Raw genomic sequence first — 12,086 nt, 5'->3', positions numbered from 1 at the left:
AAGCATCCTTCCCACACCGCTAACATCCTTCCCACACCGCCAACATCCTCTTCACTGCTACGAGTACCTCAGTTTCTCTTCATCTAGGTCAATTCCGTGCAACAGTTTTCGCACAATTTCTTCGTCGATTTTATCATCTGTATTGTTTTTATTTTGCAGCCAAAGCCGCTGTTGTTCCAATACATCCAAGTAAATGCGCTTGGTTTCTTCGGTCAGTTCTTCAGGTTCCTCATGGCTTTTTTGCTCCCACAATGCCACTTTAGTCCGTAGTATTTCATTCGTAACGAGGTGTTTACGATAGTTTTGGTGAAAATAGTGCAACGAATGTTCGGCCATTCCCCTTTTTAGCATTGCTTCGGTTTCTTCTTCGGGCAAATAATCCCCATAATCAGGCAGTTCCAACTTTTTAATCAGCCACGGCAACGTAAGCCCTTGGAGTACCAACGTCGTAAGAATCACCACAAACGTAATGAACAAAATAAGGTTTCGGTGGGGAAAAGGAACGCCGTTTACCTCTACAGGAATGGAAAGCGCCGCCGCCAACGACACAACGCCGCGCATCCCTGACCAAGACAATAAAACTGGGGCTTTCCAGCCTGGGTTGGGATCAGCTACTTGTATAAAATGACTCATTATTTTGGTCGTAACCACAGCGCCAAATGAAGCGATAATCCGCCCAATAATAAGCACGGCGGTAATGACCAAGCCGTATCCAATGGCCAACGGGAGCGCAATTCCCTCTTGTTTCAGCCCTTCGTGGATTTCGGGCAAGTCCAAGCCAATCAGTAAAAAGACCACGCCGTTGAGCACAAAAACAAAGCTTTGCCACACGTTTACCCCCCGTAAACGTGACGAACTTGAGAGAAAAATATGTCTGCGGTTGGCCAATAACAACCCACCACTCACGACCGCCAAGACCCCCGAACTGTGGACTTCTTCGGCCGCGATGTACATCACATAAGGCGTCACAAACGAAAGTACAATGTCAATGTTGGCGTCGGTAGGCAATAGTTGGTGGGCTTTCATAAACAACCAACCTACCGCTAATCCAATCACCGAACCCCCAATGACCATCCACCCAAAACTTAACGCCGCCTCGTGCCAAACAAACTGACCCGTGGCGACGGTGAGCATCGCAAAACGAAAGATAATCAGCGAGGAAGCATCATTGAGTAGGCTTTCTCCTTCCATGATGGAGGACATTCGTCGTGGAAGTTTCACAAATTTTAAGATGGCACTGGCACTTACTGCATCGGGCGGGGAAACAATACCACCCAACAAAAAGCCCAATGCCAACGAAATGCCAGGAATGCACCAATTGGCCACCAACGCCACCGAAAAGGCCGTTAAAAATACCACAACGAATGCAAAACTGCCAACAATACGCCTCCAACGCCACAGTTCTTTCCACGACATGGCAAAGGCAGCATCGTACAACAACGGCGGCAGAAAAATGATAAAAATTAGCTCAGGTTTGATTTGTATTTTTGGGATACCAGGAAAAAAACTGATGATTAAGCCCGTGATGACCAACAGCACAGGATAGGCTACTTTTATCTTGTCGGCCAGCATAATCAGTAACAAAATGACGACAATCAGCGCGAGAAAAAAAGGAAAATGTTCAATCATAGATGTAAGAGGTTTGTTGCTTGATGGGTAGGTGGACGTTCAAATGTACATAAAAATTAAAATTACACCACTCATCAAATAATCGGTTGTCGGCAATGGATAAGTACTTTATTTGAAAAATTATCGCTTTAAAACGCCATGGTTCATTTATCGGAGCAAACCAAAAATGTATTGGAGGGAGTCAATTTCCGCAACAATTTGCTGGTGGTTTCGTCATTGAAAGAATTTTACCATCCCATCAAATCACACGGTTTTGCCATTAAATACGTGCTCAACGGGGTCGAACATTATACCCTCAACGGGCAGGCGTATCCCGTGGGGGCGGGCAACTATTTGCTATCTAACAATACCAGCGATGGTCACGTAGAAATAGACAAAGGCGAATTTGTGAAAGGAATTTGCATCAATATAGTCCCTGAATTATTGGCCGACGTCGTCGCCAGTCGCCAGCGACCAGATACGGCTTATCCCGACGCGAATTTAGGCCATTTTTTTAGCTCACATCTTTTTTTGGAACAACAATACTCGGCCACCAACACCCGCTTAGGGCACCTATTACGGCAACTTCATACAGATTTTTTACAGAATGACTTATTGAACTCCCCCATTGAAAACGATTTTTTTTATACGCTTTCGGAGCTAATCGTTGCCGACCAAATACCTGTTTTTAAGCAACTTCATGCCATCCCCAGCCTTAAACCCTCCACAAAGAAAGACCTCTACCGCCGACTTCATCGGGGCAAAGAGTGCATCGACGCGCTTTTTCAATTTCCACTAGCCATCGAAACCGTCGCTACCGAGGCTTGCCTTTCAGAGTATCATTTTTTTCGTCTTTTTAAACAAGTTTTTGGCCACACTCCCCACCAATACCTCCACCAAAAACGCCTAAATCATGCCGCTCAGTTGCTTGGTCGCGAACGAGCATCGGTGACTGAAGCAGCAATAGCCTCTGGTTTTGCTGACATCCATTCCTTTAGCAAAGCTTTTAAAAAACACTTTGGTATTTCCCCCACCAGTTGGCTTCAAAAAGAAAGTTTCTAGCCCTAAGTTTCTGCGTGCATCTGTGTTTTTTCAATCTGTGAGTATCTGTGGGATACAATTTATTTGCTCCATAAAAAGCCGTCATTTTTACAGGTTAAACGCATTTAAAGAAACAGCCTCGGAGAGGCGAAACATTTGTAGAAAATGTAAATACCCCCTTCCCAAAGCCCCATCGGAGCGGCCAATACTCGGTGAAAGAGGTCACCCCCATGGGGCTTTCTGAAGAACCTAATTATTGCTTTCTACTAAGATATGGCTCCTCTGGAGCAATAAATAGTTACTTTCTATTTTGATGCGTTCAACCTATCATTTTTACGAATTAGCAGGATTTGACAAACCGTTTCCTCAGCTTCGCCGTAGTTTTACCCCACAGTTTGAAAACACACTACGATGAAGAAAACTATCCTATTTTTGACGCTTTTAGTAAGCACTGCCTTTGCCCAGCAACCCACTCCCGACGCCCGTTTTGCAGGATTGGACACCCTCTTTGCCCGCGTCCTCAACGAATGGAAATGCGCAGGTTTTGCCGTGGCAGTGGTGGAAAAAGACAAAATTATCTATGCCAAAGGCTTTGGTTATGCCGATATCGACACCAAGCGCCCCGTCACCGAGTACACCCAATTTGCCGCAGGAAGCTGTACCAAACCCTTTACCTGCACCGCTTTAGGCTTGCTACGAGCCGAAAATAAAATTGACTTTAACCATTCTGTCCGCGAATATTTACCTCAATTGTCGTTTTACAACGAGGAGATGAACAAAAACATCACCGTTCGCGACTTGATGTGCCACCGAACGGGCTTGCCTCGCCACGACCAAGCCTGGGCGCTATTTTCCACCCATTCCGTGGATACGTTGCTCAAACGGGTTCAGTACTTAGAGCCTAATTATGGGTTGCGCGAAAAATGGCAATACAACAATTTCATGTTTGCGGCACAGGGAAAAATGGTCGAAAACCTCTCTGGGCAATCGTACCGTGCTTTTGTAAGGGAACGCATTTTTCAGCCTTTAGGAATGAAAGACGTTACTTTTTCGGTCGATAGCATGACGCTTTACAACGACCGTTCGTTGTGCTATACCGTTTCTGAAGATGACAAAATTATACCCTTGGATTACTTCAACCTAGATGTGATGTCGGCAGTGGGAGGTATTAATACTTCCGTCAGTGAAATGGCCAAATGGGTCATGTTGTGGGCAAACAACGGCATTTACAAAGGCAAACGCCTCCTCCCTGCCGACTACGTACGCGAAGCCATCAGTTCCCAAATGATTGTGCGTGACGCTGCCCCATCGACCAGCAACCCCTCATTACACTTTGAGAATTACGGCCTTGGCTGGTTTTTATCTTCCTATCGCGGACATTATCGGGTAGAACACGGCGGAAATATCTCAGGATTTTCGACCAACACTTGCTTCTTTCCCACCGACGGCGTAGGCATTGTTGTTTTCTGCAACCAAGCCGTGTCGCGGGTTCCGTCCGTTGTTCGAAACATTCTCGCCGACCGAATGCTCGGCCTCCCCGACAAAGATTGGCAAAGCTACCTGTACACCTCCGACATGGCGGCCAAAAACGCTGCCAAGAGTGCCAAGAGCCAAATGGCGAGCTTGACCAAAACCAACGTCAAGCCCGCGCATCCAGCAGACGAATACGAGGGTTACTTCCAACACAAAGGATACGGAACGTTTGAAATTGTGAACCGTAATGACTCGCTTTTTGCCGTTTTTCCGTTGCAGCAATGGTATTTACGCCCCTACGGGCACGACGTTTTTGACGCCTTACCTGTCGATAAAAATGGAAAAGTGGCATCCGAAAGTAGTGTTCAGCGAATTGTATTTAACCAAAATACTGAGGCCGAAATAGCCAGTGCTTCCATTGCTTTTGAACCTGAATTGATTCATCCGCTGGAATTTACGTGGTTGCCTAAAGTCAAAAAATTACCCAAAGTTGTCCTTCAACGCTACGTAGGCGAGTATAATCTCAATGGTATGGCCATGAAAGTGGACCTTAATGCTGACGAAATTTTGTACCTATCGCTCCCCAACCAGCCTACCCGCGAATTAGAAGCGCTCGGGAAAGGAAAGTTTCGGCTAAAGGGATTGAACGGCTATTCGATTTCGTTCAGCCAAGATGCGAAGGAATTTTTGCTAACCCAACCTAATGGCATCTTCAAAGCCCTCAAAAAGAAAGCATAAACTAAACGACTCACAACGATGGAAACTTCTCAACTGGTAAAATCCAAGCTATTCAAAGTTTTTGTAGTGGTATTTATAGCCGCTTGCCTATTTAAAATTTTTGGAAGTGGCTATGATTTTGGCCAATGGCTTTACCGTTCGACGCACTAACCCTGCCCGTGCGAGAGGATACGCGTGCGGGAGGATACTTATATCCGACCACCAAAGGTTTCGCAAAACCTTTGCTAACGGTTCGCGAGGTTTTGAGAAACCTCTGCGTTGGTTTGGAGAAACCAACAGCACGACCAACCTTTGGGGAGGATACTTATATCCGCCCCAAAGGTTTCTCAAAACCTTCAATAACGGTTCACGAGGTTTTGAGAAACCTCTGCGTTGGTTTGGAGAAACCAACGGCACCAACTGTGCGGGAGGATACTCATATCCGGCCCAAAGGTGCGGGAGGATACTTATATCCGACCCATCACGAGGTTTTGAGAAACCTCTGCGTTGGTTTGGAGAAACCAACGGCACCAAACGTGCGGGAGGATACTCATATCCGACCCAAAGGTGCGGGAGGATACTTATATCCGACCCATCACGAGGTTTTGAGAAACCTCTGCGTTGGTTTGGAGAAACCAACGGCACCAAACGTGCGGGAGGATACTCATATCTGACCCCTTAGGTGCGAAAAAGGCCCAGAGCAACGTCCGATTTTGCACAGAAATTGTTCAGTTTCGGACAAGAACTCATTCACATATTCACTCAACTACCTGTATATCAAACCATTTTTAATCTTGGCACAACTTTAGTGACACATCATTATTTCAACAACCCAAATTCCAATGACAAGAGCTATCTTTTTACTGTTACTATCCACCCATTTCTTACTCGCTCAAACTGCCAAAATCAGCGGAAACGTCGCTAATACGTCCCAGCAGCCCCTCGATGGCGCCGTTATTTCGCTGTTAAAATCCAAAGATTCCACATTCGTTAAAGCAGCCATTACTGAGCCAAACGGTAATTTTGAACTTCTAAACATCAAAGCAGGCGCTTACCTCATAAGCATTTCACACTTAACCTATCAAAAATACCTAAGTAAAGCCTTTGAAGTGGGGCAATCTGACCTTGTATTGCCCCTAATTCAACTCAGTGAGGGCGAAAAAACGTTAGCCGAAGTGAAAGTAACGGGCAAAAAACCCTTTGTAGAAACCAAAATTGACCGAACAGTTATTAATGTTGATGCCCTGATTAGCAACGCAGGTACCAATGCCATGGATGTGCTGGAAAAATCACCAGGCTTGGCCATCGACCCCAACGGAGGGATTCGCCTCAAGGGCAAAACGGGCGTCGTGGTTTTTATCGACGACAAACCCACTTATTTGTCGGCGGAAGATTTGTCGAACTACCTCAAGTCATTGGCCGCGGGTTCGGTCGAAACCATCGAAATTATGCCCAACCCTCCCGCCAAATACGATGCCGCTGGCAACGCAGGGGTGATTAACATTCGTCTTAAAAAGAATACCGTCAAAGGCTTTAATGGTGGACTCAGCCTGAGCTACGGACAAGGCACGTATCGTCGTTCCAACAACAGCTTTAACTTCAATTACCGCATCAATAAGTTTAACTTTTTTAGTAACCTGAGTGTAAATCAAAACAATAGCTACCAAGATTTAACCATTTGGCGGCGGTATTTTCAGCCCAATACGACCATTTTTTCCTCGGCATTTACCCAAAATTCCTACATTCAACGGAACATTGGCGGCAACAATGCCAAAGTGGGTTTTGATTATTATGCCTCTAAAAAAGCTACATTTGGGGTCGTTCTTACGGGCTTTATTAATCCATCGCACGTGGATGTCACCAACAAAGCCAAGGTTTTCAACGCTTCCAACGAAGTTACTAGCTTGGTGGAAGCCATCAGCCCGACGGACAAGACCCTAAAAAACGGCAGCATCAACCTCAACTACGCCTACAAACTTGACAGCACGGGCAAAGAGCTTTCTACCAACGTTGACTATATTCACTACCAAGCAACCACGGTACAGTCGCTCACCAATTCACTTTTTGATGCCCAAAATAAATTCGTTAGTCAGTCGGTTTTGGTGTCTTCTTTGCCCACAAACATCGACATCGGTACGGCCAAAATTGACTATGTGCATCCGTTGGCTAGCGGCGGAAAATTTGAAACGGGTGTCAAAACAAGTTTTATCAGTACGGGCAACGTCGCTGATTTTTCTGACCAAGTTGACGGTAAACTTTTCCCCAATTATGAATTTACCAATAGCTTCAACTACAACGAAAACATCAACGCAGGCTACCTCAATTATGCAAAAGAACTGCGTCGATTGACAGTTCAAGCAGGGCTTCGGTTTGAAAACACCAATATTCGCGGGCATCAGTTAGGAAATAAACAAACCAAAGATTCGACGTTTACTCGCAACTACAACAACTTGTTCCCTACTTTGTACATGCAGTATCGGTTGGACTCAGCGGCGGTGCACTTGTTAGGTTTTTCGTTTGGGCGGCGCATTGAACGTCCTAATTATCAGGACATGAACCCCTTCTCCTACCCGCTCGACCGTTTTACGTACTACGGCGGAAACCCATTTTTACAGCCTACTTTCTCGTATAATTTTGAATTGTCTCACACCTTCAAACAACGCATTACGACGACGCTTCAATACAGCATCGCCAAAAACGTCATTTCCGAAACCAACGAACAACGCGGCACTATTTATTACAGTCGCCCAGGAAATTTTGGGCAGCGAATTTCGTACGGCATTTCTGTAAATGGAAGCTTTCAGTTGGCCAAATGGTGGTCGCTCAACCTTTATACTGAATACATCAGTAACGGATTCAAGGCGACACTCTACGGCCAAAAACTCGACGATTCGCGGTTTTATTGGGCTGTGGTTCCTACCAACCAATTTCAGCTCAAAGACGGATGGGCGGCGGAGTTGGCAGGCTCCTACCAAACCACCTTTTTGTTAGGTCAATTGCTCATTTATCCCATTGGAAACGTACGAGCAGGGGTTTCCAAACGCATTATGAAGAACAAAGGCACGCTAAAATTGAACGTCAGCGACGTATTTTATACCAATCAAATCAAAGGAGACATCCGAAACATAGCCAATGCCGAAGCCAATTGGTTTAGCTATTTGGATACCCGCGTGGCTACGCTCACCTTTTCGTACCGATTTAACAAAGGAAAAACGCTCAACCTTCGTCAAACGGGTGGCTCCGACAGCGAGAAGAGTCGGGTAAAAGCCTAGACTTGTTGAACGTTGTTTTTGCCGTACCGAATCACGTAATCAAACACCAACAAAACACAAACAGCCACTGCACCCATCAACAATTGGTCGGGTATGGCAGAAGTAAGTTTTGATACGTCGAAGGAAATCAACTTCACTCCTCGGGGCACAGTTCCTGAGGAGTTTTTTTGTGGAAAAAACAACCCAAAAACCAGCAATGCACCCACAAAAGTTGCCACCATGTACCACACGTAGGTGGGTATAATAGGCGCAAATACGGTTTTGGGAGGTGCGATTTGCGTCAACACATTTTTCGTAAAATCGGGAGCTGTTTTTTCGAGGCCATGCTGCTGCAACAACATCCGAAGCGCAGGTTCTTTTACTTCCGACAACGCCGCTTCTGCCTCAATTTTTAGCATAAGTTTGTCCGTAAAAAGCGGGCTTGGGGCGTCCCAATCAGCTTTTTTCAGAAGTTCTTGCAGCTTATTTTCTTTTTCCTCTTCCATCTTAGTTTCCTAATCAACGAGTATAATTTTATAAAACCATATAAGGCATATAAGTCTAACTGCAACGGTTTGAGCCTACTCCAACAAAAAACGCAAGGAATGTTCCAGCTTTTTTCGGGCGCGAAACAGTCGAATTTTAATATTTTCGGCCGTCAGGCCCGTAATTTCTTGGATTTCCTTGACCGAACGTTCATCCAAATAATAAAGCGTTACGACCACCGCTTCTAACTTAGGCAATTGACTAATGGCGTCTCTGACAAACCGTTGTTGTTCAGAGGCTTCCATCGGTGGTGCTTCCGTGGAGGTTTCCTCCGACCAATACGTATCCGATAATTCGTCCGTCAACGGAGCCGTATCCAACGCATTTTCTTTCAACTTTGAGGCTGCCGTTCGGTACGCAATGGTGTATAGCCACGTCGAAAACTTCGACCGTCGTTCAAAACGATAAAGCTGACGATACGCTTTGATAAAAACCTCTTGGGCAATATCCTCGGCTTCGGCTTCGTTTTCCACCATTTTTACCGCAATCGTATAAACCATGTACTTATACTTATCCACCAAATACGCATACGCGCGATGGTCGCCCTTCAGAACTTGGTCAATGTATTTGTAGTCTTGCTGTTCCATTCCTACATATGACAGGCGTTTGAGAGCATTGGTTACAGATTCGTGAATTATACTGCGGAATTTAGGGCATTCATTTTAAAACACATAGGGCACGTTAGAATTTTCACATAGTAATCATAGAATACAGCTTTGAACTCTGTTTTCTATGTGAAAAATACTGTGTGAACTATGTGGTTACCTCATAAAACACATAGGGCACTGTAGAATTTTCACATAAGTAATCATAGAATTTTGTAACCAGTCTTGCACTTCTCGTGTCCTATGAGCAGTCACCTAAAAATTAACTGTTATGGACGAGATATTAAGAGATTGTATTGTGTCAATTACGGCCTTTGGTTCTGTATTCGGAACTCTTTACGTATTGCTCATGACCCGCCACCGCGAACGCATGTCGCTTATGGAACGCGGACTTTCTACCGCTGAGTTTTTTAACCAAAAAAGTACCTTATCTGCCACCCTAAGGTACGGTTTATTGCTCGTTGGCATTGGCGTCGGCATTTTGTTTGGCAACTTTGCTCATACCCATTTCGATGTACCTCCTCAAGGTGCTTTTTTATCCATGATTTTCCTTTTTGGCGGTATAAGCCTCATTATCAGCTTTTTAATCGAACGAAAGTTAAATAAATAAGATAGTAAATTCATTTCTCCCAAACAGCCATGAAACGTATTACTTTAATTCTTGTGTCGAGTATCCTCTTCTTCTTCACAGCCAACGCCCAAACAGATAATCTTTTCAAAGCCATCCAAGGCCAAGATAGTATTATGTTCAACATTACTTTCAACACCTGCGATTTAGGACCGTTGGAAGAACTTGTTAGCGAAAACTTTGAGTTTTACCACGACAAAGGTGGCATTACGATGGGAAAACGTGCTTTCATCAATAGCCTTAAAAATGGCCTTTGTGCCCATCCAGAGCGTTATCAGTCGCGCCGTGAATTGGTAAAAGGCAGTATGGAAGTTTATCCTCTGGCCAAAGATGGCGTCATTTACGGGGCAATTCAGTCGGGGCGGCATCGGTTTTATGAAACCAATAAAGGCCAACCCGAACGGTTTGCAAGCATTGCCCGATTTACGCATTTGTGGCTCTTGGAAGCGGGAAAATGGCGGTTTGCACGTGGCCTTAGTTTCGACCACCAAACCACCGATGCACCTGATAAAGAAGCAAATACGTTTGAAAATGAAGAAGGAATCAAACAATGGCTCGCCCAAAACCACATTCCAGCGCTGGGAGTAGGGATTATTCGTGAGGGGAAATTAAAAGAAATAAACGTCTATGGGGAAATAAAAAAAGGAGAAACGGCGCCCTACAATGCCCTTTTTAACGTGGCATCGTTGACAAAACCTGTCGTAGCCATTTTGACGCTTCGCTTGGTGAGTGCAGGAAAATGGAAGTTGGACGAACCCTTGGCCAATTATTGGATTGACCCCGACCTTAAAAATGACCCGCGCCACGCCCAATTGACCACGCGGCACGTTTTGTCACACCAAACGGGCTTTCCAAACTGGCGTCGGAATCACCCTACCCAAAAATTAGCCTTTAACTCCGACCCAGGTACTGCCTATGGGTATTCGGGCGAGGGGTTGGAATACCTCCGCAAAGCGTTGGAAAAGAAATTTAAAAAGTCGCTAGACCAACTTGCCAAAGAATGGGTACTGGAACCCATCGGAATGAAAGACACGCACTTTTACTGGGATGGCTCGTTTGACGAAAGTCGTTTTGCCGTGGGTTATAATACGCAAGGTATTCCATACAACATAAACAAAACCACCACACCCAATGCAGCCGACGACTTGGTAACGACCATCGAAGACTATGGCAAGTTTTTGGTTTCGGTACTCAACAACGAGGGCCTTAGCAAAGCTGTGGCCGAAGAAATGGTGAAACACCAAGTTAAAACCAAAGAAAACAAATACTTTGGACTGGGCTGGGAAATGTATGAATTGGCCAATGGAGACTATGCGCTTTCGCACGGTGGCGCCGATGAAGGCGTTAAAACCTTGGTGTTTATTTTTCCTAAAACCCGCGAAGGACTCCTTATTTTTACCAATGCCGACGACGGCTACAAAGCCTACGACCTTTTGGTAAAGAGTTACTTGAAAGACAAAGGAAAACAAATCATCGACATTGAAATGGGGAAAAAATAAATTAGGAGTTAAAAATTAGGAATTACGATAGTTGGATTTAGCATTTCTAATCCCCCAATTCGTAATTCCTAATGCTCTTCTACTCTTCCATCAGCTTCATGGTTTCTTGCTCGTAGGTATTTGCCGCTTGGCTATGGTGGAGCGACTGAATCACTTTAAGTGATTGTTCGATACTCCCCTTTTGTCCCAGCAATACCCCCTTGATTTCAGCGTTTGCTTGAATATCTTCCACTTCCAGTGCTGCTTGGTACGCCTCAATAGCCGCTTCATCCCCAAACTCGCACGAGCTCAAAATACCGTTTCGGTCATTACCCACCACAGCCGCTTTAAAATTGAGCCAAGCTTGGTGGAGAATCCCTACCAACGTTCCTTCATTCGCGGGGATTTCACCCGCTTCGCGTATGTAAGCGGCTAGGGTTTCCGCAAAATTGACGCTTTCATTGTACATACTCGAAAAAATAACTTTCAAGCCTTCGTCTTTGGTATCAGAAGCGGCAATTTGATAACCAGAAAGACGGTCGTTGTTAATTCTTAAAAGCTCATTGAGCGTCCGTGTTATTACTTCGTTCTGTATCATGGTCTTACGTTGTTTAGTGAATGAGTAGCCAATAAGCCAACAAAACAGTTCCACCCATTTTTAGGAAGCACATTGGGGAATTAGAACGCTAAAAAAGTCCCTAAAAGGTCAAATTGGGGAAAATACACCTCATTTTTTCTC

The 12,086-nt window shown here is 45.0% G+C and carries 10 protein-coding genes; 6 read left to right on the top strand and 4 right to left on the bottom strand.

Annotated features, from left to right (window positions below; translation table 11 throughout):
• Positions 1-57: 57 nt before the first annotated feature.
• Positions 58-1,629, bottom strand: a complete 1,572-nt coding sequence (locus FHS57_RS19285; RefSeq protein ID WP_183976565.1) for a Na+/H+ antiporter — start codon at positions 1,627-1,629, stop codon at positions 58-60.
• A gap of 138 nt (positions 1,630-1,767) precedes the next feature.
• On the opposite strand from FHS57_RS19285, the gene FHS57_RS19280 reads away from it, so the two are divergent.
• The 4 genes from FHS57_RS19280 (at position 1,768) to FHS57_RS19265 (ending at position 8,111) form a co-directional block, all read left to right on the top strand.
• Positions 1,768-2,670: a helix-turn-helix transcriptional regulator gene (locus tag FHS57_RS19280; RefSeq protein WP_183976563.1), complete on the top strand. Its 903-nt coding sequence runs from the start codon at positions 1,768-1,770 to the stop codon at positions 2,668-2,670.
• A 390-nt stretch (positions 2,671-3,060) separates the two neighbouring features.
• Complete coding sequence (locus tag FHS57_RS19275; RefSeq protein ID WP_183976561.1) at positions 3,061-4,860, top strand: serine hydrolase; 1,800 nt, start codon at positions 3,061-3,063, stop codon at positions 4,858-4,860.
• A 125-nt stretch (positions 4,861-4,985) separates the two neighbouring features.
• Positions 4,986-5,513 (top strand): hypothetical protein, encoded by a 528-nt coding sequence (locus FHS57_RS19270; protein ID WP_183976559.1) that lies wholly within the window; start codon positions 4,986-4,988, stop codon positions 5,511-5,513.
• 168 nt (positions 5,514-5,681) lie between these two features.
• Entirely contained in the window at positions 5,682-8,111 is a 2,430-nt protein-coding gene (locus FHS57_RS19265) for a TonB-dependent receptor (protein WP_183976557.1), read from the top strand.
• Here FHS57_RS19265 and FHS57_RS19260 read toward each other — a convergent pair.
• Positions 8,108-8,596 carry a hypothetical protein gene (locus FHS57_RS19260; RefSeq protein ID WP_183976555.1) on the bottom strand — a complete coding sequence of 163 codons (489 nt, stop codon included), beginning with the start codon at positions 8,594-8,596 and terminating at the stop codon, positions 8,108-8,110. The two genes, FHS57_RS19265 and FHS57_RS19260, sit on opposite strands and share 4 nt — an antisense overlap.
• A gap of 75 nt (positions 8,597-8,671) precedes the next feature.
• Entirely contained in the window at positions 8,672-9,223 is a 552-nt protein-coding gene (locus tag FHS57_RS19255) for an RNA polymerase sigma factor (RefSeq protein ID WP_183976553.1), read from the bottom strand.
• Positions 9,224-9,512: 289 nt separating this feature from the next.
• Between FHS57_RS19255 and FHS57_RS19250 the strand changes: the two genes are divergently transcribed.
• Together FHS57_RS19250 and FHS57_RS19245 are read left to right on the top strand one after the other, a co-directional pair.
• Entirely contained in the window at positions 9,513-9,851 is a 339-nt protein-coding gene (locus FHS57_RS19250; RefSeq protein ID WP_183976551.1) for a DUF6249 domain-containing protein, read from the top strand.
• A gap of 29 nt (positions 9,852-9,880) precedes the next feature.
• The gene (locus FHS57_RS19245) at positions 9,881-11,368 is read left to right on the top strand and encodes a serine hydrolase domain-containing protein (protein WP_183976549.1); all 1,488 of its coding nucleotides are present in this window, start codon (positions 9,881-9,883) and stop codon (positions 11,366-11,368) included.
• Positions 11,369-11,447: 79 nt separating this feature from the next.
• Here the strand turns inward: FHS57_RS19245 and FHS57_RS19240 are convergent, their stop codons facing one another.
• The gene (locus FHS57_RS19240; protein WP_183976547.1) at positions 11,448-11,945 is read right to left on the bottom strand and encodes a ferritin-like domain-containing protein; all 498 of its coding nucleotides are present in this window, start codon (positions 11,943-11,945) and stop codon (positions 11,448-11,450) included.
• Positions 11,946-12,086 lie beyond the last annotated feature (141 nt).

Origin of the sequence: Runella defluvii, from assembly GCF_014195535.1 — a bacterium.
Taxonomy (GTDB): domain Bacteria; phylum Bacteroidota; class Bacteroidia; order Cytophagales; family Spirosomataceae; genus Runella; species Runella defluvii.
Note: the sequence above shows the minus strand (reverse complement) of the source record. Positions and strands in the feature narration are given on the sequence as shown.

What these genes read in the sequence shown, in the direction of transcription:
- FHS57_RS19275 (WP_183976561.1), top strand. Translation starts at nt 3,061, where the DNA reads ATGAAGAAAACTATCCTATTTTTGACGCTTTTAGTAAGCACTGCCTTT.
- FHS57_RS19245 (WP_183976549.1), top strand. Translation starts at nt 9,881, where the DNA reads ATGAAACGTATTACTTTAATTCTTGTGTCGAGTATCCTCTTCTTCTTC.
- FHS57_RS19285 (WP_183976565.1), bottom strand. Translation starts at nt 1,629, where the DNA reads ATGATTGAACATTTTCCTTTTTTTCTCGCGCTGATTGTCGTCATTTTG.
- FHS57_RS19240 (WP_183976547.1), bottom strand. Translation starts at nt 11,945, where the DNA reads ATGATACAGAACGAAGTAATAACACGGACGCTCAATGAGCTTTTAAGA.
- FHS57_RS19255 (WP_183976553.1), bottom strand. Translation starts at nt 9,223, where the DNA reads ATGGAACAGCAAGACTACAAATACATTGACCAAGTTCTGAAGGGCGAC.
- FHS57_RS19265 (WP_183976557.1), top strand. Translation starts at nt 5,682, where the DNA reads ATGACAAGAGCTATCTTTTTACTGTTACTATCCACCCATTTCTTACTC.
- FHS57_RS19270 (WP_183976559.1), top strand. Translation starts at nt 4,986, where the DNA reads ATGGCTTTACCGTTCGACGCACTAACCCTGCCCGTGCGAGAGGATACG.
- FHS57_RS19280 (WP_183976563.1), top strand. Translation starts at nt 1,768, where the DNA reads ATGGTTCATTTATCGGAGCAAACCAAAAATGTATTGGAGGGAGTCAAT.
- FHS57_RS19250 (WP_183976551.1), top strand. Translation starts at nt 9,513, where the DNA reads ATGGACGAGATATTAAGAGATTGTATTGTGTCAATTACGGCCTTTGGT.
- FHS57_RS19260 (WP_183976555.1), bottom strand. Translation starts at nt 8,596, where the DNA reads ATGGAAGAGGAAAAAGAAAATAAGCTGCAAGAACTTCTGAAAAAAGCT.